The sequence below is a fragment of the Pseudomonas aylmerensis genome (assembly GCF_001702265.1).
GTDB lineage: Bacteria > Pseudomonadota > Gammaproteobacteria > Pseudomonadales > Pseudomonadaceae > Aquipseudomonas > Aquipseudomonas aylmerensis.
In genome coordinates this window covers 217,697-240,685 of the sequence record NZ_MAUE01000012.1, presented here as the reverse complement: position 1 = coordinate 240,685, position 22,989 = coordinate 217,697, and the positions used below count along the sequence as shown (strand labels likewise).

The 22,989-nt window shown below is 61.7% G+C and carries 22 protein-coding genes; 13 read left to right on the top strand and 9 right to left on the bottom strand.

What is annotated here, in order from left to right; genetic code table 11:
• Positions 1-4: 4 nt before the first annotated feature.
• A complete protein-coding gene (gene coaBC, locus BBG20_RS09375) occupies positions 5-1,213 on the bottom strand; it encodes a bifunctional phosphopantothenoylcysteine decarboxylase/phosphopantothenate--cysteine ligase CoaBC (protein WP_010207499.1) in 1,209 nt (402 codons plus the stop codon).
• Between the two features lie 154 nt (positions 1,214-1,367).
• On the opposite strand from coaBC, the gene radC reads away from it, so the two are divergent.
• Positions 1,368-2,042, top strand: a complete 675-nt coding sequence (gene radC / locus BBG20_RS09370; RefSeq protein ID WP_065902483.1) for a RadC family protein — start codon at positions 1,368-1,370, stop codon at positions 2,040-2,042.
• A 101-nt stretch (positions 2,043-2,143) separates the two neighbouring features.
• Here the strand turns inward: radC and BBG20_RS09365 are convergent, their stop codons facing one another.
• The gene (locus tag BBG20_RS09365; RefSeq protein WP_065902482.1) at positions 2,144-3,736 is read right to left on the bottom strand and encodes an ABC transporter substrate-binding protein; all 1,593 of its coding nucleotides are present in this window, start codon (positions 3,734-3,736) and stop codon (positions 2,144-2,146) included.
• Positions 3,737-4,194: 458 nt separating this feature from the next.
• Between BBG20_RS09365 and rpmB the strand changes: the two genes are divergently transcribed.
• Together rpmB and rpmG are read left to right on the top strand one after the other, a co-directional pair.
• Positions 4,195-4,428: a 50S ribosomal protein L28 gene (rpmB, locus tag BBG20_RS09360; protein ID WP_003176907.1), complete on the top strand. Its 234-nt coding sequence runs from the start codon at positions 4,195-4,197 to the stop codon at positions 4,426-4,428.
• Positions 4,429-4,439: 11 nt separating this feature from the next.
• Positions 4,440-4,595, top strand: coding sequence for a 50S ribosomal protein L33 (gene rpmG / locus BBG20_RS09355; RefSeq protein WP_003176906.1), 156 nt, complete (start codon positions 4,440-4,442; stop codon positions 4,593-4,595).
• A 70-nt stretch (positions 4,596-4,665) separates the two neighbouring features.
• Here rpmG and BBG20_RS09350 read toward each other — a convergent pair whose 3' ends face one another.
• Positions 4,666-5,028, bottom strand: a complete 363-nt coding sequence (locus tag BBG20_RS09350; protein WP_065902480.1) for a cupin domain-containing protein — start codon at positions 5,026-5,028, stop codon at positions 4,666-4,668.
• Between the two features lie 230 nt (positions 5,029-5,258).
• Between BBG20_RS09350 and BBG20_RS09345 the strand changes: the two genes are divergently transcribed.
• Together BBG20_RS09345 and BBG20_RS09340 are read left to right on the top strand one after the other, a co-directional pair.
• Positions 5,259-6,752 (top strand): aldehyde dehydrogenase, encoded by a 1,494-nt coding sequence (locus BBG20_RS09345; protein WP_065902478.1) that lies wholly within the window; start codon positions 5,259-5,261, stop codon positions 6,750-6,752.
• 188 nt (positions 6,753-6,940) lie between these two features.
• On the top strand, positions 6,941-8,083 hold the full coding sequence (locus tag BBG20_RS09340; RefSeq protein WP_065902476.1) for an MFS transporter: 1,143 nt from the start codon (positions 6,941-6,943) through the stop codon (positions 8,081-8,083).
• 60 nt (positions 8,084-8,143) lie between these two features.
• Here the strand turns inward: BBG20_RS09340 and BBG20_RS09335 are convergent, their stop codons facing one another.
• Both BBG20_RS09335 and BBG20_RS09330 read right to left on the bottom strand, forming a co-directional pair.
• Positions 8,144-9,712, bottom strand: coding sequence for a phospholipase D family protein (locus BBG20_RS09335; protein WP_065902474.1), 1,569 nt, complete (start codon positions 9,710-9,712; stop codon positions 8,144-8,146).
• A 62-nt stretch (positions 9,713-9,774) separates the two neighbouring features.
• The gene (locus BBG20_RS09330; RefSeq protein ID WP_065902472.1) at positions 9,775-11,199 is read right to left on the bottom strand and encodes an aminotransferase-like domain-containing protein; all 1,425 of its coding nucleotides are present in this window, start codon (positions 11,197-11,199) and stop codon (positions 9,775-9,777) included.
• A 166-nt stretch (positions 11,200-11,365) separates the two neighbouring features.
• On the opposite strand from BBG20_RS09330, the gene BBG20_RS09325 reads away from it, so the two are divergent.
• Positions 11,366-11,590 carry a DUF1127 domain-containing protein gene (locus BBG20_RS09325; RefSeq protein ID WP_065902467.1) on the top strand — a complete coding sequence of 75 codons (225 nt, stop codon included), beginning with the start codon at positions 11,366-11,368 and terminating at the stop codon, positions 11,588-11,590.
• On the opposite strand, the gene BBG20_RS09320 is transcribed toward BBG20_RS09325, so the two are convergent.
• The gene (locus BBG20_RS09320) at positions 11,591-12,883 is read right to left on the bottom strand and encodes an NAD(P)/FAD-dependent oxidoreductase (protein ID WP_065902466.1); all 1,293 of its coding nucleotides are present in this window, start codon (positions 12,881-12,883) and stop codon (positions 11,591-11,593) included.
• Positions 12,884-12,998: 115 nt separating this feature from the next.
• Here BBG20_RS09320 and BBG20_RS09315 point away from each other — a divergent pair, with 115 nt between their 5' ends.
• Positions 12,999-13,352: a YkgJ family cysteine cluster protein gene (locus BBG20_RS09315; RefSeq protein WP_016975913.1), complete on the top strand. Its 354-nt coding sequence runs from the start codon at positions 12,999-13,001 to the stop codon at positions 13,350-13,352.
• Between the two features lie 98 nt (positions 13,353-13,450).
• Here BBG20_RS09315 and BBG20_RS09310 read toward each other — a convergent pair whose 3' ends face one another.
• Entirely contained in the window at positions 13,451-13,939 is a 489-nt protein-coding gene (locus tag BBG20_RS09310) for an Lrp/AsnC ligand binding domain-containing protein (RefSeq protein WP_003176896.1), read from the bottom strand.
• A gap of 156 nt (positions 13,940-14,095) precedes the next feature.
• On the opposite strand from BBG20_RS09310, the gene dadA reads away from it, so the two are divergent.
• The 6 genes from dadA to BBG20_RS09280 all read left to right on the top strand — a co-directional run bounded on the left by dadA (position 14,096) and on the right by BBG20_RS09280 (position 20,193).
• Positions 14,096-15,397: a D-amino acid dehydrogenase gene (dadA, locus tag BBG20_RS09305; RefSeq protein WP_024078084.1), complete on the top strand. Its 1,302-nt coding sequence runs from the start codon at positions 14,096-14,098 to the stop codon at positions 15,395-15,397.
• On the top strand, positions 15,369-15,722 hold the full coding sequence (locus BBG20_RS09300; protein ID WP_065902464.1) for a RidA family protein: 354 nt from the start codon (positions 15,369-15,371) through the stop codon (positions 15,720-15,722). Before dadA ends, BBG20_RS09300 begins: the two co-directional genes overlap by 29 nt.
• A gap of 80 nt (positions 15,723-15,802) precedes the next feature.
• The gene (alr, locus tag BBG20_RS09295) at positions 15,803-16,876 is read left to right on the top strand and encodes an alanine racemase (RefSeq protein ID WP_065902462.1); all 1,074 of its coding nucleotides are present in this window, start codon (positions 15,803-15,805) and stop codon (positions 16,874-16,876) included.
• A 116-nt stretch (positions 16,877-16,992) separates the two neighbouring features.
• Entirely contained in the window at positions 16,993-17,541 is a 549-nt protein-coding gene (locus BBG20_RS09290; RefSeq protein ID WP_003176893.1) for a cupin domain-containing protein, read from the top strand.
• 182 nt (positions 17,542-17,723) lie between these two features.
• The gene (locus BBG20_RS09285) at positions 17,724-18,134 is read left to right on the top strand and encodes a c-type cytochrome (RefSeq protein WP_065902460.1); all 411 of its coding nucleotides are present in this window, start codon (positions 17,724-17,726) and stop codon (positions 18,132-18,134) included.
• A 136-nt stretch (positions 18,135-18,270) separates the two neighbouring features.
• Positions 18,271-20,193 carry an acetyl-CoA hydrolase/transferase C-terminal domain-containing protein gene (locus tag BBG20_RS09280; RefSeq protein ID WP_065902458.1) on the top strand — a complete coding sequence of 641 codons (1,923 nt, stop codon included), beginning with the start codon at positions 18,271-18,273 and terminating at the stop codon, positions 20,191-20,193.
• Between the two features lie 57 nt (positions 20,194-20,250).
• Here the strand turns inward: BBG20_RS09280 and BBG20_RS09275 are convergent, their stop codons facing one another.
• Positions 20,251-20,823 (bottom strand): xanthine phosphoribosyltransferase, encoded by a 573-nt coding sequence (locus BBG20_RS09275; protein ID WP_003195447.1) that lies wholly within the window; start codon positions 20,821-20,823, stop codon positions 20,251-20,253.
• A 58-nt stretch (positions 20,824-20,881) separates the two neighbouring features.
• The gene (gene rep, locus BBG20_RS09270) at positions 20,882-22,891 is read right to left on the bottom strand and encodes a DNA helicase Rep (protein WP_065902456.1); all 2,010 of its coding nucleotides are present in this window, start codon (positions 22,889-22,891) and stop codon (positions 20,882-20,884) included.
• Positions 22,892-22,989 lie beyond the last annotated feature (98 nt).

Here is a 22,989-nt window from a genome sequence, read left to right as displayed (position 1 = left end):
GAAATTAAACCTGGTTCAGCCGTTGGGCGATAAAAGAGATCAGTTGGCGGGCAATCTTGCCCTTGCTGGTCTGGGCGAAAACGGTGGCGTGCAACTCGCGGTCGATCACGCTGATGGCATTTTCCTCGCTGTTGAAGCCGATGCTCGGGTTGGCGACATCATTGGCAACGATCAGGTCGAGGTTTTTGTCTTTCAGTTTGCGTGCGGCGTAGTCCAGCAGGTGCTCGGTCTCGGCGGCAAAGCCGACGCTGAACGGACGGTCCGCACGCGTGGCGATGGTGGCCAGGATGTCCGGGTTACGCACCATTTGCAGGAGCAGGCCGTCACCGCTCGTAGGGTCTTTCTTGAGCTTTTGCGGGGCGACGACTTCCGGGCGGTAGTCTGCAACCGCAGCGGAAGCGATAAACAAATCACAGGGAATGGCCGCCTCGCAGGCCGCCAGCATGTCCCGCGCGCTGACTACGTCGATTCGCGTGACGCGATCGGGGGTCGGCAAATGCACCGGACCGGTGATCAGGGTGACGCGTGCGCCTGCCTCGACCGCGGCTTCGGCCAGTGCGAAGCCCATTTTTCCTGAGCTATGGTTGGTGATGTAGCGCACCGGGTCGATGTTTTCCTGGGTCGGGCCGGCGGTGATCAGCACGTGCTTGCCGGTCAGGGCCAGGTGCTGGAAGCACTCGGCGGCGCACAGCGCCAGGTCAGTGGCTTCGAGCATGCGGCCCATGCCGACGTCGCCGCAGGCCTGGCTGCCGGAGGCCGGGCCGAACACCTTGAGGCCACGGCTTTGCAGGAGTTGAGTATTGGCTTGGGTGGCCGGGTCGCGCCACATGGCCTGGTTCATGGCCGGGGCGATGGCGACGGTGGCGTCGGTGGCCAGTACCAGGGTGGTCAGCAGGTCATCGGCGATGCCCTGGGCCAGGCGGGCGATCAGGTCGGCAGTGGCCGGGGCGATCAGTACCAGGTCGGCCCATTTGGCCAGCTCGATATGGCCCATGGCAGCTTCGGCTGCCGGGTCCAGCAGGTCCAGGTGAACCGGGTGCCCGGACAAGGCCTGCATGGTCAGCGGGGTGATGAACTCACTGCCGCCGCGGGTCATGACCACGCGCACTTCGGCGCCCTGGTCCAGGAGCCGGCGGACCAGCTCTGCGCTCTTGTAGGCGGCAATGCCGCCGCCGACGCCGAGAACGATGCGTTTCCGATACAGACGCTGCATTGGTTTGCCTTTCCAGTTCAGTGATGCCAGTTCAGTGACGCGTGCGATGCCCCCTCCCCAGGTGAAATCGCATGCAAAAAAGAGGGCCTACGATAACACAGCGCCTGCCGTGCAACAGCGGCGTACATGTGGCGCATAGGGAGAGGGAGGTGAGATGAGTATTCGCGATTGGCCATTGGCAGAACGGCCGCGGGAGAAACTTCTGGAGTGGGGGGCGGCGAGTCTGTCCGACGCCGAGTTGCTGGCAATCTTCCTGCGGACCGGGGTTTCTGGCAGGAGTGCAGTGGACCTGGCGCGCCATCTGTTGGCGCAATTTGGCGGTCTGCGCCCGCTGCTGGAAGCCAGCCAGACGCTGTTCAGCCAGCATCTGGGCCTCGGCCCGGCGAAGTTTGCGCAATTGCAGGCCGTGCTGGAAATGTCCCGACGGCATCTGGCCGAGCGGCTGCGCAGCGACTCGGTGCTGGAAAATCCGGTGGCGGTGCGCGATTACCTCAAGGCCCTGTTGCGTCATGAACCCCACGAGATCTTCGGCTGCCTGTTCCTGGATTCAAAGCACCGGGTGCTGGGTTTCGAGGCGCTGTCCCAGGGCACTATCGACGCCGCGACCGTTTATCCCCGGCAGGTGGTGAAGCGCGCCCTGGCGTACAACGCTGCGGCCTTGATCTTGTGCCACAACCATCCATCGGGGAGCGTGGAGCCCAGCGCGGCTGATCGAAAATTGACCAAGCTGCTGCAAAAAGCCCTGGAGGTGGTGGATGTGCGGGTGCTGGATCACATCATCGTGGGCGATGGCGACCCACTGTCGATGGCCGAATATGGATGGATGTAGGCGCTTTCAGCAGGCGCCGGCGTGCTGGCGATGACATCCGCAAAATCACCAGGGATTTAACGGACGCCATCGTCGGCAACTCGGCTTCTACAAGAGGATGGTCAAGGTTTCACGCTGACCTTGGAGAAATCCTGGCGCCCGAACGGGCTCACCTGGTATCCCTCGACGTTCTTGCGCGCCAGGGCAAACGCCGTCGGGTGTGCCAGCGGTAGCCACAGTGCCTGCTGCTGGATCTGTGCCTGGGCCTGCTGATACAGCTTGCTGCGCACGCCTTGCTCGTTGGTGGTCTTGCCGGCGCTGATCAGCTTGTCCAGCGCCGGGTCGCAGTAGCGGGCGAAGTTGGTGCCGGATTTTACCGCCGCGCACGAGAACTGCGGAGTCAGGAAGTTATCCGGGTCGCCGTTGTCGCCGGCCCAGCCCATGAACAGCAGGTCGTGCTCGCCGGCCTTGGCGCGGCGAATCAGTTCGCCCCATTCGATCACGCGAATCTCGGCCTGGATGCCGACCTTGGCCAGGTCAGCCTGCAGCAATTGCGCGCCGAGGTTAGGGTTGGGGTTCAGCAGGCTGCCGGTGGGGCGTGTCCAGATCGTGGTCTTGAAGCCGTCCTTGAGGCCGGCGCGATCCAGCAGTGCCTTGGCCTTGGCGAGGTCCTGTGGATAACCCGGCAGGTCCTTGGCGTAGCTCCAGGTGTTGGGCGGGTAGGGGCCGTTGGCGGCTTCGGCGGTGCCTTCAAACACGGCCTTGAGGTAGCTGGCCTTGTCGAAGGCCAGGTTGATCGCCTGGCGCACTTCGGGCTTGTCCAGCGGTGGGTGCTGGCTGTTGATGGCGACGAAGGCGGTCATGAACGCGGCAGTCTTTTCCACCTTGAGTGCGGGATCCTTCTCGGCCTCGCCGACATCCAGGGGCTTGGGCGACAGGGCGATCTGGCATTCATCGCGGTGCAATTTCTGCAGGCGCACGTTGGCGTCCGGGGTAATGGCGAAGATCAAGTTATCCACAGCCGGTTTGCCGGCGAAGTAGTCCGGGTTGGCCTTGTAGCGCACCACGGCGTCTTTCTGGAAACGGCTGAAGATAAACGGGCCGGTACCGATTGGCTGGCTGTTGAGTTTTTCCGGGGTGCCGGCCTTGAGCAGTTTGTCGGCGTATTCGGCCGGGTAGATAGAGGCAAAGCCCATGCTCAGGGCAGCGAGGAAGGTGGAGTCGGCGTGGTCCAGGGTAAAGCGCACGGTCAGCGGGTCGAGGGCGTCGATCTTCTTCACCAGCGTGGGCAATTGCAGGGACTGCGCATGCGGGAAACCGCTCTGGGCGATCTGGTGCCATGGGTTGGCCGGGTCGAGCATGCGCTCGAAGCTGAAACGCACGTCTTCGGCGGTCAGTGTGCGGCTTGGGGTGAAGTAGTCGGTGCGATGGAATTTCACCTCCGGGTGCAGCTTGAACGTGTAGGTCAGGCCGTCTGGCGAGACTTCCCAGCTGTCCGCCAGGCTGGGCACCAGTTTGCCGCTGGCGGCGTCGTAGTCCACCAGGCGGTTCATCAGCACGTCGGCCGAGGCGTTGGTGGTGGTCAACGAGTTGTATTGCACCACATCAAACCCTTCGGGGCTGGCCTCGGTGCAGACGCTCAGGTTGCTGGCGGCAGATGCCAGCGGCGCGATAAATAGAGGGGCTAGCAATAGCGGTAGGGCAGCGAGGCGCATGTTCGGTTTCCTTTGCAGATCGAAGGCCCATCTGCGAGTGCAGTCTGGAAAAGTCCTACCGTAGTGGTCTGCCGGATAAATGACTAGCCCATTTTTGCCTGTGCTTTTGCCTCAAATGCTGTTTTGATGGCGCCTCAGCGTGTTTCGTCGTGCGCTTTGCCGCGCGCAATGCCGCTGTAAATCATTCTGTGCGACGAGCGGTCGGCTGTTGCAGCGGCCCCTCCTGGCAACGGTTCGGGCGTCTGTCGCCGAGATTTACGCCGGGAAAAACACACGGGCTGTTGTTGCACTGGGGTCTTTCTGGTATAAAGCAGCGCTCTTTTCTAGGGGCCCGGTTCCTTCGCTTGTAGGTGTAGCCGGTAAGACCCTAAAGAAACGCGGCGCCTGGCGCCAAATGACTGAGAGATTAAGCGGCCAACCCATGCCGGGTTGGGCATGTGGTTTTAGAGGGCTGAGGCATGTCGAGAGTCTGTCAAGTTACCGGTAAGGGTCCGGTGACTGGGAATAACATTTCCCACGCAAATAACAAAACCCGTCGTCGTTTCCTGCCGAACCTGCAGCATCACCGCTTCTGGGTTGAAGAAGAGAAACGTTTTGTACGCCTGCGCGTATCCGCCAAAGGCATGCGCATCATCGACAAGCGTGGCATTACTGTCGTGCTGGCCGAAATCCGCGCCGCTGGCAAGATCTAAGGAGCTCTATCATGCGTGAATTGATTCGAATGATCTCTAGCGCCGGTACTGGTCACTTCTACACTACCGACAAGAACAAGCGTACTACCCCGGACAAGCTCGAAAAGAAAATGTTCGACCCGCGCGTTCGCAAGCACGTGATCTACAAAGAAGGCAAAATCAAGTAATTGATTTTCCTCCTTGTGAAAAAGCCCGTATCTCACGATACGGGCTTTTTTTTGCCTCGGATTTGCCGGATCAGGCTTTCTGCTCGAACACCACGTAGATCTTGCGGCACGGCTCCAGCACTTCCCAAGTGCCGCTGAAGCCGGCGGGGATCACGAATCGGTCGCCGGCGCGCAAGGTCTTGGCGTTGCCCTCGGCATCGCGCAGCACGGAAACACCCTGCACGATCTCGCAGTACTCGTGCTCGGTGTAGTTGACCTTCCATTGCCCGACTTCACCTTCCCAGACCCCGGCACTCATCTGGCCGCACGGGCTGTTGTAGTGGTTGTAGATCGTTTGTTCGGGGTCGCCCTTGAGGATTTTTTCCGCGGCGGGGCGGTAGCGGTCTGGGGCGGTATTGGCCTGGCTGAAGTCGACGATGTCCTGGATGCTCATGTGCGTGTCCCGTCTGGCCTGCGGTTGGAGAGCCCAAAGTCTATGTTTATTAAAATGAACATCGCAAGGGCGTTTACCGGCGTTATGTCAAATATATTGAAACATCCCCAGCCGCTGGTTTAGGGTGGTAGCCGCCTTGAGCCGAACAGCAGGCTGGCCGGGCAAGAATTCTTTGAGGCTGCCGGGGGACATCACCTGGCCCTTGTATTCAATAAGAGGAGGACACTCGCATGACCACCCTGACCCGTGCCGACTGGGAACAACGCGCCAAGGATCTGAAGATCGAAGGTCGCGCCTACATCAACGGCGAATACACCGCCGCCGCTTCCGGCGACACCTTCGAATGCATCAGCCCGGTCGATGGCCGCCTGCTGGCCACCGTTGCCAGCTGTGACGTCGCCGACGCCCAGCGTGCGGTAGAAAATGCCCGCGCCACCTTCAATTCCGGTGTGTGGTCGCGCCTTGCACCGGCCAAGCGCAAAGCCGCGATGATTCGTTTCGCCGCGCTGCTCAAGGACAATGCCGAAGAGCTGGCGCTGCTCGAAACCCTCGACATGGGCAAGCCCATCAGTGACTCCCTCGGCATCGACGTGCCCGGCGCTGCCAACGCGCTGAGCTGGAGCGGCGAGGCGATCGACAAGATCTACGACGAAGTCGCCGCCACCCCGCACGATCAACTGGGCCTGGTGACCCGCGAGCCAGTGGGCGTGGTCGGTGCCATCGTGCCGTGGAACTTCCCGCTGATGATGGCCTGCTGGAAACTCGGCCCGGCGCTGTCCACCGGTAACTCGGTCATCCTCAAGCCGTCCGAAAAGTCCCCGCTGACCGCCATTCGCATCGCGGCCCTGGCCGTTGAAGCCGGTATTCCGAAAGGCGTTTTCAACGTGCTGCCGGGCTACGGCCATACAGTGGGCAACGCGCTGGCGCTGCACATGGACGTCGACACTCTGGTGTTCACCGGTTCCACCAAGATCGCCAAGCAGCTGTTGATCCGCTCCGGCGAGTCGAACATGAAGCGCGTGTGGCTGGAAGCCGGTGGCAAGAGCCCGAACATCGTGTTTGCCGATGCGCCGGACCTGCAAGCCGCCGCCGAATCCGCCGCCGGGGCGATCGCCTTCAACCAGGGCGAAGTCTGCACCGCGGGTTCGCGCCTGCTCGTCGAGCGCTCCATCAAGGATAAATTCCTGCCGCTGGTAATCGAGGCCCTCAAAGGCTGGAAGCCGGGCAATCCGCTGGACCCGGCGACCAACGTCGGCGCATTGGTGGACACCCAGCAGATGAACACCGTGCTCTCGTACATCGAAGCCGGCCATGCTGACGGCGCCAAGCTGGTGGCGGGCGGCAAGCGCACCCTGGAAGAAACCGGCGGCACCTACGTCGAGCCGACGATTTTCGACGGTGTGACCAACGCCATGAAGATCGCCCAGGAAGAAATTTTTGGCCCGGTGCTCTCGGTGATCACCTTCGACAGCGCTGAAGAGGCGATCGCCATCGCCAACGACACCCAATACGGCCTGGCCGCAGCGGTGTGGACGGCGGATATCTCCAAGGCGCACCTGACTGCCAAAGCCCTGCGCGCCGGTAGCGTGTGGGTCAACCAGTACGATGGCGGCGACATGACTGCACCGTTTGGTGGTTTCAAGCAGTCGGGCAATGGTCGCGACAAGTCGCTGCACGCGTTCGACAAGTACACCGAGCTGAAGGCGACCTGGATCAAGCTGTAAGCCTGTAGGCAACACCGCCGGCCAAATGTGGGAGCCGGCTTGTGTAGGCGCTGGCTTGCCGGCGATAGCATCACCTCGGTGCAACTGAAAAACCGAGGTGCCTGCGTCGCGGGCGAGCCCGGCTCCCACATAAGCCCGCTCCCACGCTGCTTTGTGTGAACTCGAAAATTATCCACAGGAGCGTGGACATGCGTTGGGCGACTTACTTCGCCGTGCTGGCCTCGGTGCTCAGCGTCGGCCTGGCGCTGGGCGTGAGCATGCCGTTGGTATCCCTGCGCCTGGAGGGCTGGGGCTATGGCAGTTTTGCCATCGGCGTGATGGCGGCGATGCCGGCCTTCGGCGTGCTGCTGGGTGCGAAAGTCTCCAGCCGGCTGGCCGCGTGGCTGGGCACCGCCAACCTCATGCGCCTGTGCCTGTGGGCCGGCGCGGTGTCTATCGGCTTGCTGGCGATACTGCCCAGCTACCCGGTGTGGCTGGTGCTGCGCCTGATGATCGGGGTGATCCTGACCATCGTGTTCATTCTCGGTGAAAGCTGGATCAACCAGTTGGTGGTGGAGCAGTGGCGCGGTCGCCTGGTGGCCCTGTATGGCTGCAGTTATGCCTTGAGCCAACTGTCGGGGCCGTTGCTGCTGGGCCTGATTGGCACAGACCATGACTACGGTTTCTGGGTCGGCGTCGGCTTGTTGATGGTCGCGCCGTTGCTGTTGCTGGGACGCTCCGGCGCGCCGACCGCCGATTCGTTCAGCGTGACCTTCGGCGACCTTTGGCGCTTCTGCCTGAGCCTGCCGGCGATTGCCTGGGCGGTGGCACTGTTCGCCGCCTTCGAGGCGATGATTCTCACCCTGCTGCCGGTGTATTGCCTGCAACAGGGCTTCACTGCCGAGATTGCCCTGGCGATGGTCAGCACGGTGGTGGTCGGCGATGCGTTGCTGCAGTTGCCCATCGGCGCGTTGGCCGATTACCTGCCACGGCGCGCGCTGTTCCTGGGTTGTGCGCTGCTGTTGCTGGTTTCGAGCCTGGCGATTCCGCTGTTGATGCACACGCCGCTGATCTGGCCGGTGTGGGTGCTGTTCGGGGCGAGTGCCGGCGGGTTGTTCACGCTGTCGCTGATCCTGATCGGCGAGCGCTACCGCGATGACGCGCTGGTGCGCGCCAATGCCCACGTGGCGCAGCTGTGGGGGATCGGATGCCTGATCGGCCCTCTGGTGGCCGGTGCCGGCAGCCAGTGGATCAGCGGGCATGCACTGCCGTTGCTGATGGCGGCGGGCTCGCTGGGCCTGGTCGTGCTGTTGCTGCGTCAAGGTGCATTCGGCGCCGCACAACCGGCCTGACTTGAAGTGCATTCACCGTAGGTGCTGGCTTGCCAGCGCCCACAGTTGATCTGTGTCGTTTTAGAGCATGCGTTCCAGCCCCACCGAGGTGGCGAACCAGGCATTGAAGCGACGCCACCAACTGCCGGGTTCTTCGGTGATTGTGTGTAACTGGCCATTATCTTCAGTCACCCACACCACGTTGCCGTCCTGCAGTTTCGCCTCATAGCTCAAGGCTGGCGCCATGCCTTGCAGCGCCAGGTTGCGCACGTGTTCCGCCAGTTCGGGGCTGTCTACCAGCACGCCGACTTCGGTGTTCCACAGCACTGAGCGCGGGTCGAAATTGAACGAGCCGATAAACGACTTCTCGCGATCAAAGATCATCGCCTTGCTGTGCAGGCTGGAGTCCGAGCCGCGAAAGGTGCCGCGTCGGAACAGGTGCGGCCCACTGCCTGCGTTGGGGTCGCCCGGTTGGCGGCGCAGTTCATAGAGTTTCACCCCATGTTCCAGCAGCGCCTTGCGGTAGGGCGCGTAGCCGCCATGCACGGCTGGTACGTCGGTGGCTTCCAGGGAGTTGGTGAGCAGGCTCACCGACACGCCGGCGTCGGCGCGCCCGGTCAGGTACACCAGGCCCGGTTGCCCCGGCACGAAGTACGCCGAAATCATCATCAGCTCGTGATTGACGCCCTCAAGTTCCGGCGCCAGCTGTGTGGTGAGCAGCAATCGCGGGTCCGGATCGGCCTTGGCCAATACCTTGCTCGGCGCGTCCCACAGCGCCTGGTTCCAGGCCCAGATCAGCTCGCGGCGCCAGGTGTCCATGCGCGGCTGGGTCTGGTAGGTGCGCAAGCGGTTGTACAGCGCGTGATTCTGCTGGCGCGACTCGGCGAGGGAGTCTTGCAGGCGTACACGGGCAGCGGCCAGGTCGCCTTTGGACGGCGTGTTGGCGACAAAGTCGTCGATGGGCTTGCTCAGCGCGCTGTTCCAGTACTGGTCGAAGCTGTGGCCGAGTTGCTCGGCCACCGGCCCGACGCTGAGCATGTCGATGTCGGTGAAGTTCAGGTTGGGCTCGGCATCGAAATACTCATCGCCCAGGTTGCGCCCGCCGACGATGGCCACGCTGTTATCTGCCAGCCACAGTTTGTTATGCATGCGCCGGTGTTGCAGCGACAGGTTGAACAGCCGCCCCATGGCCCGCGTCACACCGGTGCTGCGCCCCAGGTGCAGAGGGTTGAACAGGCGGATCTCGATCTTGGGATGAGCGGCGAGGGTGGCGATGATCTGGTCGAGGCCGTCGCTGGTGGTGTCGTCGAGCAGGATGCGCACGCGCACGCCACGGTCGGCGGCCTTGAGCAGTTCATCCACGAGCATCCGCGTGCTGATGCCGTCGTGGACGATGTAGTACTGCAGGTCGAGGCTGGTCTGGGCATTGCGGATCAGCTCGGCGCGGGCCATGAACGCTTCGCTGCTGTTGGGCAGCAGGCGAAAGCCGGAGCGACCTTGATAGGGCGCCGCCTGGGCCTGGATCGAGCGACCGAAGGAAGACTGCGCAGCGGGCAGGGCATCGCTGGGGATGCGCGGGGAATCGATGGTTGCGCAGCCGCCCAGCGTCAAGGCGCCCAGCAGTAAAAACGGTAAAAGCCGTCGAATCATCAAGGGCACTGCTTCCAGGTCAGGGCGGTTGTGGGTATATGACGGCTATTTTCGGTGAAAGGTCAGTCTGCAACCTCGGCAAGCATCTTGATTGCGGCGGCACCGACCTTGCGTACCGCTTCTTCGATCTGCGGGGTTGGCTTGGCAGCGTAGTTCATGCGCAGGCAATTGCGGTACTTGCCGGACGCAGAAAAGATACTGCCTACCGCCACCTGTACGCCTTGTTCCATCAGGACGCGGTTGAGCTTCAGCGTATCGAAGCCTTCCGGCAGCTCGACCCACAGCATGAAGCTGCCTTGCGGGCGGCTGGCGCGGGTACCCGCCGGGAAATAACGACTGACCCAATCAAGCATCAAGTCGCGATTGCGCTGGTATTGGGTGCGCATCCGCCGCAAATGCGGTTCGAAATGGCCGCCCTTGAGAAACTCTGCAATCGCAATCTGCGGCTGGGTGGCGGTGGAGCCGGTGCTGATGTATTTCATGTGCAGCACCCGCTCGAGGTAGCGTCCCGGCGCGACCCAGCCAATGCGCAGGCCCGGCGCGAGGGTTTTCGAGAACGAGCTGCACAGCAGCACGCGGCCGTCTTCGTCGAAGGATTTGATGGTGCGCGGGCGCGGGTAGCTGTAGGCCAGTTCGCCATACACATCATCTTCGATGATGGCCACGTCGAAACGCTGGGCCAGGGTCAGCAACGCCCGTTTGCGCGCCTCGGGCATGATGTAACCGAGCGGGTTGTTGCAGTTGGGGGTCAGTTGGATGACCTTGATCGGCCACTGCTCCAGCGCCAGTTCCAGGGCTTCGAGGCTGATCCCGGTGAGCGGGTCGGTGGGGATTTCCAGGGCTTTCATGCCCAGGCCCTTGAGAGTCTGCATGGCGCCGTGAAAGCTCGGCGAGTCCACTGCGACGATGTCGCCCGGCTCGCAGATCGCGTGGATGCTGGCCGACAGCGCTTCATGGCAGCCGGTGGTGATCACGATGTCTTCGGCGGTGAGTTGGCAACCGGAATCCAATGACAGCCGCGCAATCTGCGCGCGCAGCTCCATACAGCCAAGGATGTTGTCGTAATACAGCCCTGGCAGATCCTGGCGCCGGCTGACGCGTGCAAGGCTGCGCAGCAGCGGCTTCAGGGTGGGCGACAATACATCCGGCATGCCGCGACCCATCTGTATGACATCTTTGCGCGGTACTGCGCGAATCAGCTCGAGCACCTGGTCCCACTGGGAAATCTCCACCGGCCGTTGGGCTGGGCGACCGATCTCGGGCAAGGCCGGCAGCTCACGGCTGACCGGTACAAAGTAGCCGGACTTGGGCTTGGGCATGGCCAGGCCGTTGTCTTCGAGCATCCGATACGCCTGCTGCACGGTGCTCAGGCTGACCCCATGTTCGACGCTCAAGGCCCGCACGGAGGGCAGTCGATCACCGGGGCGATAGAAGCCTTGCTCGATGCGCGTGCCCAGCAGTTCGGCGAGATTGATGTAAAGCGTCATTGTGGTCGCTCCCGGGAGACCAGTACAGATACGGGGAAAATACAGGATTCAGCCGCGCATAGGCAGTGTCTGTATGGATTTAATAAAAGTTGGTTGAATCTGTAATGGTTTTGCCCGCTCACTCATTCTAGTCACTCATGGCAACAGGCAATTGAGGGGCAAGACAATGAACGGCATGAGCGATGTGCGACTGATGTTACACAGTCAGGAATTGCAGGCAGGGCAGGAGCGGGCGACGGCGCCGCGCGATATCGGCCGCTGGAGTCTGTTCTGGCACCGCCGCCACACGCGCAAGGCCTTGCTGCACCTGACCCGCGAGCAATTGCGTGATGTCGGATTGTCTGCTGAACAGGCGCGCCAGGAGGGGTTGAAACCGTTCTGGCGGGATTGATCAGAGCAGCTCTTTGAAGCGATGCCAGAGCATGCCCAGCGCCAGCAGCGGCGAGCGCAAGTGCTTGCCGCCGGGGAAGGTGATGTGCGGCACCTGGGCGAACAGATCGAAACGCCCCTGTTGCTGGCCGCTGATGGCCTCGGCCAATAGCTTGCCCGCCAGGTGCGTGGCGTTGAGGCCATGGCCCGCATAGGCCTGGGCGTAATACACATTGGGTTGATCGGCTAGCCGGCCGATCTGCGGCAGGCGGTTGGCGCCGATACCGATCATGCCGCCCCACTGGTAATCGATGTTCGCCTCGGCCAGCTGGGGGAACACTTGCAACATCTTCGGGCGCATATAGGCGCCGATATCCTTGGGATCGCGTCCGGAATAGTGGCAGGCACCGCCGAACAGCAGGCGACGGTCGGCGGACAGGCGGAAGTAATCCACCGTCACGCGCTGGTCGCACACCGCCATGTTCTGTGGCAACAGCTCGGCGGCCTGGGCTTCGCTCAACGGCTCGGTGGCGATGATGTAGCTGCCGGCGGGCAACACTTTGCCGCTCAAGTGGGGGTTGAGGCCATTGAGGTAGGCATTGCAGGCCAATACCAGGGTCTTGGCGCGCACATTGCCGTGGGCGGTGTGTACGTTGACTTCAGGGCCGTAGTCGATCCGCGTGACTTCGGACTGCTCGAACAGCTTCACGCCCAATTGCTGCGCGGCGGCGGCTTCACCCAGCGCCAGGTTCAGCGGGTGCAGATGGCCGGAGCCCATGTCGATCATGCCGCCCACGTAGCGTCCGGAGCCGATCACACTGCCCATTTCGCCGGCTTGCAGCAGGCGCACCTCGTGGCGATAGCCCAGGCTGCGCAGTTCTTCGGCGTCTTCGGCGAGGCCTTGCAGGTCCCGGGGTTTGTTGGCCAGGTCGCAGTAGCCCCAGGTCAGGTCGCAGGGGATCTGGTAGCGCTCGACGCGTTCACGCACGATTTCCACGGCTTCCAGGCCCATCAGCTTTATCTGGCGCACGCCGTCGCTGCCGATGATCGGGGTGAATTGCTCCAGGCCGTGGCCGACGCCGCGAATCAGCTGGCCGCCATTGCGCCCACTGGCGCCCCAGGCGATCTTGCGCGCTTCCAGCAACACCACGCTGAAGCCGCGCTCGGCCAGCTCCAGGGCGGTGTTGAGCCCGGAAAAACCACCGCCGACCACGCACACATCGGCGCGCACATCACCCGTCAACACCGGGTAATCGGGCTGCGGCACGCTGCTGGCGGCGTAGTAGGAATTGGTGTGCCGGGCGCTGGCAGTCATCGGGAGCATCCCTGTTTGGAAAATTTGACGCAGGATACAGCGGTCGGACGAAGCTGTCTGCGCAGGGCGTTTTGCGTCAGAATCCACGCCTATTCGCCGTTCGGTACGTGTTTCGATGAGTTGCAACAGTCAGAAAATCAGCGCGCTGCGTCGACAGATTCCTTCGTTCGAGTGTGTCCCCGGTTGCCATGATTGCTGTGGGCCGGTGACGACTTCGCCCGAGGAAATGTCGCGCCTGCCACGCAAGACCGCCGCCGAGCAGGACGCGGCCATGGATGAGTTGAACTGTGTGCACCTGGGCCCCAATGGCTGCACCGTGTATGACGAGCGCCCGCTGATCTGTCGCCTGTTCGGCACGACGAAGACCTTGCCATGCCCGAATGGGCGGCGGCCGGTGGAGCTGATTCACCCGCGGGTCGAGAAGCAGATCCACGAATACATGGCGAGCACCCGGCAGGTGCTGGTGTAACCCGATCAAGCGGTAGACGCAGGCCTGGCGATGAAGATATCGACGGTAAAATCGCTAGCGCCGGCAAGCCGGCGCCTGCAGTGATCTGCGCTGTGAGGTCAGTCCGGGATCGGCAGGTTCAGGCTCTCTTTCACCTCTTCCATCACGATATAGCTCTTCGACTCCCGCACGTGGGGCAGCTTGAGCAGGATATCGCCGAGCAATTTGCGGTACGAGGCCATCTCGGAAATCCGCGCCTTTACCAGGTAGTCGAAGTCGCCTGACACCAGGTGGCATTCCAGCACGTGGGGGAGTTTCAGCACGGCGCGGCGGAACTCCTCAAAGGTATCGCCGGACTTGTAATCCAGGCTGATCTCGACAAATACCAGCAAACTCCCCTTCAAATGCTGCGGATTGAGCCGTGCGTTGTAGCCCATGATGATCCCTTCACGCTCCAGCCGACGGACCCGCTCGGTGCACGGCGTGGTCGACAGCCCGACCTTTTCTCCCAGCTCCGTGAACGAAATACGCCCATCGGTCTGCAGGATGCGCAGGATATTGCGGTCGATCTTGTCCAGCTCCCGCTTGGTCTGGGTGTTGGTACGCATAGGGGATACGCCTCTGTGAAAAGGGTTTTTGCCGAGAATTGTCGCCAAATATAGGCATTTATATAGTGAAATGCACTGGCGATTGCTTTTTATACTGCGCCCATCATTGCTCGAATAACACACGTCAGCGGCTAAGCCCGTGATGAGGATATAAAAATGCGCGTTCTGGTCTTGGGTAGCGGCGTCATTGGTGTGACCAGTGCCTACTATTTGGCTCGGGCCGGTTTCGAGGTGGTTGTCGTCGACCGCCAGCCCGCCGCGGCCATGGAGACAAGTTTCGCCAACGCCGGCCAGGTGTCCCCAGGTTATGCGTCGCCATGGGCCGCACCGGGCGTGCCGCTCAAGGCCATCAAGTGGCTGCTGCAGCGCCACGCGCCCCTGGCCATCAAGGCCACCGCCGATATCGATCAATACCTGTGGATGGCGCAGATGCTGCGCAATTGCACCGCCAGCCGTTATGCGGTGAACAAAGAGCGCATGGTTCGCCTGTCCGAGTACAGCCGCGATTGCCTCGACGAATTGCGCGCCGAGACTGGCATTGCCTACGAAGGACGCAGCCTGGGGACTACCCAGCTGTTCCGCACCCAGGCCCAGTTGGATGGGGCTGCCAAGGACATCGCGGTCCTCAAGGAGTCCGGCGTTCCGTTCGAACTGCTCGATCGCGCCGGCATTGCCCGCGTTGAACCTGCCCTGGCCAGCGTCACCGATATCCTCGCCGGTGCCCTGCGGCTGCCGAACGACCAGACTGGCGACTGCCAGATGTTCACGACGCGCCTGGCCGACATGTGCAGGCAGTTGGGTGTGGAGTTCCGTTTTGAACAGGACATCCAGCGCCTCGACTACGCCGGCGACCGCATCAACGGTGTCTGGATCGACGGCAAGCTGGAAACGGCCGACCGCTACGTGCTGGCGCTGGGCAGCTACTCGCCGAAGTTGCTCAAGCCGTTGGGGATCAAGGCCCCGGTGTACCCGCTCAAGGGTTACTCGCTGACCGTGCCGATCACCAATCCGGCGATGGCCCCGACGTCGACCATTCTCGACGAGACCTACAAGGTCGCGATCACCCGTTTCGACAACCGCATCCGCGTCGGCGGCATGGCTGAAATAGCCGGTTTTGACCTGTCGCTTAACCCGCGTCGGCGCGAAACCCTGGAGATGATCGTCAACGACCTTTATCCTCAGGGCGGCGATTTGACCGAAGCCACATTCTGGACCGGCCTGCGCCCGACCACCCCCGACGGCACGCCGATTGTCGGTGCCACCCCGTTCAAGAACCTGTTCCTGAATACCGGCCACGGCACCCTCGGCTGGACCATGGCCTGTGGCTCCGGTCGCTTGCTCGCTGATTTGATGGCGAAGAAAACGCCGCAAATCAGCGCCGAAGGTCTCGATATTTCCCGTTATGGCAACCACCAGGAGTCCGCAAAACATGTCAATCCAGCGCCAGCTCACCAATGAGCGCATGAGCCAGATCGTCGTTCACAGCGGTACCGTGTATCTGGCCGGGCAAGTCGGCGACGACATGAATGCCGGGATTGAACAGCAGACCCGTGAAACCCTGTCCAATATCGAGCGGCTGCTCGACCTGGCCGGTACCGACAAGACCAAGCTGCTGTCGGTGACGATTTACCTGAAGGACATCGACGCCGATTTCGCCGGCATGAATGCGGTATGGGACAAGTGGCTGCCCAAAGGCGTCGCTCCGGCCCGTGCCACGGTCGAGGCGAAGCTGTGCGAGCCGCAAATCCTGGTCGAGCTGTCCGTCGTGGCCGCGCTGCCTTAAACAACGATCCCTCTCCCGGTGCCGAAGTGGTTGGTCGGTGCCGGTTTTTTCTTCACTCTGCCGCCTAGAAGCCTGCCGCCATGCGTCCTGCCCGTGCCCTGATCGACCTTGAAGCCCTGCGCCACAACTACCAATTGGCCCGTGAAGTGACCGGGGCAAAAGCCCTCGCCGTGGTCAAGGCGGATGCCTATGGCCATGGCGCCGTTCGCGTTGCCCAGGCGTTGGAAGCCGAGGCGGATGGGTTTGCCGTGGCCTGCATCGAGGAGGCATTGGAGCTGCGCGCTGGCGGCATTCGTGCGCCGGTGTTGCTGCTCGAAGGTTTTTTTGAAGCCGACGAGTTGCCGCTGATCATCGAGCACGATTTCTGGTGCGTGGTGCATTCGCTGTGGCAATTGGAGGCAATCGAACAGGCCGTGTTGAGCAAGCCGCTCACCGTGTGGCTCAAGCTGGATTCGGGCATGCACCGCGTCGGCCTGCATCCCAAGGATTACCACGAGGCCTACCAGCGGCTGCTGGCCAGCGGCAAAGTGGCCAAGATTGTATTGATGAGCCACTTCGCCCGCGCCGATGAGCTCGATTGCGTGCGCAGCAATGAACAAGTAGCGGTGTTCGACGCGGCGCGCCAGGGCTTGTCGGCCGAGGTCAGCCTGCGCAATTCGCCGGCGGTAATGGGTTGGCCGAATGTCTCCAGCGATTGGGTACGCCCGGGCATCATGCTCTACGGCGCGACGCCGTTTGGCGAAAACCAGGCCATCGCCGCGCGTTTGCAGCCGGTGATGACCCTGGAATCCAAAGTCATCTGCGTGCGCGAGCTGCCAGCCGGCGAGCCGGTGGGCTATGGCGCCAAGTTCATCACGCCAAAACCCATGCGCATCGGCGTGGTCGCCATGGGTTACGCCGATGGCTACCCGCGCCATGCGCCGACCGGTACGCCGGTGCTGGTGGCAGGGCAGCGCACTCAGTTGCTGGGGCGCGTGTCCATGGACATGCTGTGCATCGACCTCACCGACCTGCCTGAAGCGGGCCTGGGTTCCACGGTGGAGCTGTGGGGTAAAAACATCCTCGCGAGTGATATCGCGACCGCCGCCGAGACCATTCCCTACCAGATCTTCTGCAACCTGCGTCGGGTGCCAAGGCTCTATTCCGGCGCTTGATCGCACACTACGAACGCCGCTGCCCGGGATTTAGGCCCAAGTGTTGTAAATACTGAACGCTGTCGCCATGATAACGCTCAACTACAACAAAGCCTGAATCCTAGGAGGCACCTGCATTGGACGTCGGCGAACGACTGCAATCCATCCGTAAACTGAAGGGTCTTTCCCAGCGTGAGCTCGCCAAGCGCGCGGGTGTCACCAACAGCACCATTTCGATGATCGAAAAAAACAGTGTCAGCCCCTCGATCAGCTCCTTGCGCAAGGTGCTGGGCGGCATCCCCATGTCGATGGTCGAGTTCTTTTCCGAGGAGATCCTCCAGGAAATACCGACGCAGATCGTCTATAAAGCCAATGAGCTGATCGACATCTCTGACGGCGCCGTCACCATGAAACTGGTCGGCCGCGCACACCCGAGCCGGGCCATTGCCTTTCTCAACGAAATCTACCCGCCGGGCGCCGACACGGGCGAAGAAATGCTCACCCACGAAGGCGAAGAAACCGGGATTCTGGTGGAAGGTCGTCTGGAACTGGTGGTCGGTCTTGAAACTTTTGTGCTCGAAGCCGGCGATAGCTACTACTTTGAAAGCACCAAGCCGCATCGTTTTCGCAACCCGTTCGACGTGCCGGCGCGACTAATCAGCGCAGCCACACCCGCGAACTTTTAACAATAGAGGCGCCCTGCCAGCGTTGCAGAGGTTCCCGTGGCAGTATTCCGTGAGGCTGAATCTCCCTTTATTTAATAGGGTTGTTTCGGCCAGACGGGCTAACCGTTATACTTTCGCCGCCTGCGAAACCGTGGCCGCAGGCGTGAATAGCCACCATTGAGGGTGAACGCGTGAACCTAATTATGAAAATGCTGGCTGCACCAGCAACCGTACTGGCCCTATGGGCTGTCAGCGCTCAAGCTGCGACCAATGATGAAATTGCCAAACGCCTGGAGCCGGTCGGCCAAGTCTGCGTCCAGGGCCAGGAATGCAAAGGGATGGAAGTGGCGGTAGCCGCTGGCGGAGGCGCTGCTAAGACGCCGGACGACATCATTGCCAAGCACTGTAACGCCTGCCACGGCACCGGCCTGTTGGGTGCGCCGAAGATTGGCGACACCGCGGCCTGGAAAGAACGTGCCGATCACCAGGGCGGCCTTGATGGCATCCTGGCCAAGGCCATCACCGGCATCAACGCCATGCCGCCTAAAGGCACCTGCGCGGATTGCACGGATGATGATTTGAAGGGCGCGATCAAGAAGATGTCCGGCCTGTAACCGCCGATCTTCGGCAAAAATGCCGCTTACGAGCGGCTTTTTTGTGCCTGCAATTTGTGTTTCGAGTCTGGTCTTTGCAGCAAAGACCCGCCACTCTCTGTCCAACCCCTAATCATGGAATGTTCAGGAGGGTCGGATGGTGCAGTTGTGTTCAATCGAGCAAGCAGTTGACGACGTACTGGCGCGCTTGCCGGCGCATATCCACATGGGCATGCCCCTTGGGCTGGGCAAGCCGAACCTGTTTGCCAATGCCTTGTACCGGCGCATCGCCAAGTTGCCGGACCGGGCGCTGACGATCTACACCGCGCTGAGCCTGGGCCGCCCGACCTTGGGCGACGGCCTGCAGAAGCGTTTTCTCGAACCCTTCATCGAACGCGTGTTCGGCGATTACCCCGAGTTGGACTTTCTCGCCGACCTGCAGAAGGACAGCCTTCCAAAAAACATCCACGTGCAGCAGTTCTTCATGCAGCCCGGCAGCCTGCTTCACAGCACCTCGGCCCAGGAGGATTACGTCAGCAGCAACTACAGCCATGCGGCCCGCGACATCAACGCCGCCGGCCTGAACCTGGTGGCGCAGCTGGTGGCGAGCAGCGCCGAACACCCTGATCGCCTGAGCCTGAGTTGCAACCCCGATATCACCCTCGACCTGTTGCCGATGATCGCCAAGCGCCGCGCCGCCGGGGAAACCATCCTGGTGGTCGGTCAGGTGCACAGCGATTTGCCCTACATGCCCGGTGATGCCGAGTTGGGCATGGACGAATTTGACTACCTGCTCGACGAAAAGGACAACACCACGCTGTTCTCCACGCCGAACATGCCGGTGGGGTTCCAGGATCACTTTATCGGCCTGCATGCCAGCACCCTGGTACGTGATGGTGGCACCTTGCAGATCGGCATCGGCTCGATGGGCGATGCGCTGACGGCTGCGCTGTTGGCGCGTCAGGCCGACAACGAGTCCTACCGCTTGCTGCTGACGGATCTGGATGTGTACCAGTGGGCGCCCCTGATCAGCCATGAAGGCGGCGTCGACCCGTTCGCCCGTGGCCTTTATGGCTGCAGCGAAATGTTCGTCAACGGCTTGCTGGTGTTGGCTGACGCCGGGATCGTGCGGCGCAAGGTGTACCCGGATGTGGCGACCCAGGAGCAGGCCAATGCCGGCCTGATCGATGATGCCGCGCAGCCCGACGGTGTGTCGATCCATGGCGGTTTCTTCCTCGGGCCGCGTAGTTTTTACCAGCGCCTGCAGGAAATGACCCACGCCAAGCGCCTGGAATTCAACATGACCCGCATCAGCTACATCAACGAGCTGTATGGCCAGGAAGACCTCAAGCGCCTGCAGCGCCAGGACGCGCGGTTTATCAACAGCGCGATCATGGTGACGTTGCTCGGCGCCGGGGTGGCGGACCAGTTGGAAGATGGCCGCGTGCTCAGCGGCGTCGGCGGGCAGTACAACTTCGTGGCCCAGGGGCATGCGCTGGAAGGCGCGCGTTCGATCCTGATCCTGCGCAGCTGGCGCGAGTCGGCGGGGGAGGTCAGTTCGAATATCGTCTGGGAGTATGGCCACTGCACGATTCCGCGGCACCTGCGCGATATCGTCATTACCGAGTACGGCATTGCCGACCTGCGCGGTCAGACCGATGCCAAGGTGATCGAGGCCTTGCTCAACATCACTGACTCACGTTTCCAGGCTGACTTGATCGAGCAGGCGCAAAAGGCCGGCAAGTTGCCCAAGGATTTCGAGCTGGACCCGCGTTTCAGCGATAACACGCCGGAGCGCCTCAAGGCCATCCAGGCACGGCATCGTCGGCTGTTTCCGGAATATCCGCTGGGCAGTGACTTCACGGACGAGGAGCGGGACCTGCTGCGGGCATTGAATTGGCTCAAGAGCAAATTCAAGCTGACGGAGATCCTGGAGCTGGGCAAGGCGGCGTTGGACGCGCCGGAGCCGGAGGCGTTTCCCAAGCATCTGCAGCGGATGCGCCTGGATAAGCCGGAGGGGCTGAAAGAAGATTTGTATCAGCGCTTGCTGCTCGCCGGCCTACAAGCCACCGCGCATTAAAACCCGCCACAAACCTACTGTAGGAGCCGGCAAGCCGGCTCCTACAAGGTTTTGCGATTATTCGATGAAGGTGACCACACCACCGGCGAGGGATTTGACCCGTGCCAGGGATTCCACTCGGTATCCCTGCGCATCCAGCTCCGCACGGCCGCCCTGGAACGACTTCTCGATCACAATCCCCAAGCCGGCCACGGTGGCGCCGGCCTGCTTGATGATCGAAATCAGCGCCTGGGACGCCTTGCCGTTGGCCAGGAAGTCATCGATCACCAGCACGCGGTCGCTGCTGGTGAGGTGACGCGGCGAGATCGCGACGGTGCTTTCGGTTTTCTTGGTGAAGGAGTACACCGTCGCCGACAGCAGGTTTTCGGTCAAGGTCAGCGATTGCTGCTTGCGCGCGAAGATCACCGGTACGCCGAGGTTCAGCCCGGTCATGATCGCCGGGGCGATGCCGGAGGCTTCGATGGTGACGATCTTGGTGATGCCCGAGTCCTTGAACAGCGCGGCGAATTCGTCGCCGATCAGTTTCATCAGCGCCGGGTCGATCTGGTGGTTCAGAAAGGCGTCGACCTTGAGTACCTGATCGGAAAGCACGATGCCTTCTTCGCGAATTTTCTTGTGCAGTGCTTCCACGGAAAGCTTCCTCTAATGGCGCGTTGTGCGCCGAAAGTAGATTAAAAAGTAGTCGATTCTAGCGCTTTAACATCGCGCGTATATCCGCCAGGGCGGTGTTGCCGCGAACGGCCTTGACCTCGGTCGGGGTGTCGTCATTGCCTTCCCAGGCCAGGTCGTCCGGTGGCAGCTCATCGAGGAACCGGCTGGGGGCACAATCGATGATTTCGCCGTATTGCTTGCGCTTGGCGGCAAAGGTGAAGGCCAGCGTCTGACGCGCGCGGGTAATGCCCACGTAGGCCAGGCGCCGTTCTTCCTCGATGGTGTCGGCTTCGATGCTGGAGCGGTGCGGGAGGATTTCCTCTTCCATGCCCATGATGAACACGTAGGGGAATTCCAGGCCCTTGGACGCATGCAAGGTCATCATCTGCACACCTTCGGCGCCGTCTTCTTCTTCCTGCTGGCGCTCGAGCATGTCGCGTAGCACCAGTTTGCCGATGGCGTCTTCGACGGTCATCTCGCCGTCTTCGTCTTTTTCCAGGGTGTTCTTCAGCGCTTCGATCAGGAACCAGACGTTGCCCATGCGATAATCCGCGGCCTTGTCGCTGGAGCTGTTGGTGCGCAGCCAGTTCTCATAGTCGATGTCCATGACCATGCTGCGCAGCGCGCTGATCGGGTCTTCGCCGGCGCACTGCTCGCGCACCTTGTCCATGAAGCGCTTGAAGCGCGACAGGCGATCGGTGAAGCGCGAGTCCAGGTGTTCGCCCAGGCCGATTTCATCGGTGGCGGCGTACATCGAAATCTTGCGTTCGGTGGCGTAGTTGCCGAGCTTTTCCAGGGTAGTCGAACCGATTTCCCGGCGTGGGACGTTGATCACCCGCAGGAAGGCGTTGTCGTCGTCCGGGTTCACGATCAGCCGGAAGTAGGCCATCAGGTCTTTCACTTCCTGGCGTCCGAAGAAGCTGTTACCGCCTGACAGGCGATACGGCACCTGGTGGTGCTGCAGCTTCAGCTCGATCAGCTTGGCCTGGTAGTTGCCGCGATACAGGATCGCGAAGTCGCTGTACGGCCGGTCGGTGCGCAGGTGCAGGCTGAGGATCTCGACGGCCACGCGCTCGGCTTCGGCGTCTTCGTTGCGGCAGCGGATCACGCGGATCTCGTCGCCATGACCCATCTCGCTCCACAGTTGTTTTTCAAACTCGTGGGGGTTGTTCGAGATCAGCACGTTGGCGCAGCGCAGGATGCGGCTGGTGGAGCGGTAGTTCTGCTCCAGCATCACCACTTTCAGGGACGGGTAGTCGTCCTTGAGCAGCATCAGGTTTTCCGGGCGGGCGCCGCGCCAGGCGTAGATCGACTGGTCATCGTCGCCGACCACGGTGAACTGGTTGCGCGTGCCGATCAGCAGCTTCACCAGCAGGTATTGGCTGGCGTTGGTGTCCTGGTATTCGTCCACCAACAGGTAGCGCACCTTGTTCTGCCACTTTTCGAGAATGTCGGCGTGCTCCTGGAACAGCTTCACCGGCAGCAGGATCAGGTCGTCGAAGTCCACCGCGTTGAACGCCTTGAGCGTGCGCTGGTAGTGGGTATAGACAATGGCGGCGGTCTGCTCCTTGGGGTTGCGTGCGGCTTCGAGGGCTTCGGCGGGCAGGATCAGGTCGTTTTTCCAGGCGCCGATCATGTTCTTGATCTCGTCGACGCCGTCGTCGCCCGCGTATTCCTTCTGCATGATGTCGGTCATCAAGGCCTTGACGTCGGTCTCGTCGAAGATCGAGAAGCCCGGCTTGTAGCCCAGCCGCACATGCTCCTTGCGGATGATGTTCAGCCCCAGGTTGTGGAAGGTACACACGGTGAGGCCACGGCCTTCGCCACCCTTGAGCAGGGTGCCGACACGCTCTTTCATTTCCCGCGCCGCCTTGTTGGTAAAGGTCATGGCGACGATGTACTGGGCGCGGATGCCGCACTGCTGGATCAGGTGCGCGATCTTGCGGGTGATCACGCTGGTCTTGCCGGAGCCTGCGCCGGCGAGCACCAATAGAGGGCCGCCGACGTAGTTCACGGCTTCTTGCTGCCGGGGATTGAGTCGGGACATACAGGATTCAGGGAGTCGTTGTTCAAAAGGGCGGGCATTTTAACAGGCTGGCAGGATTCTGCTCTGTCAGAACGACAGTGTGACGTACCACTCGATCT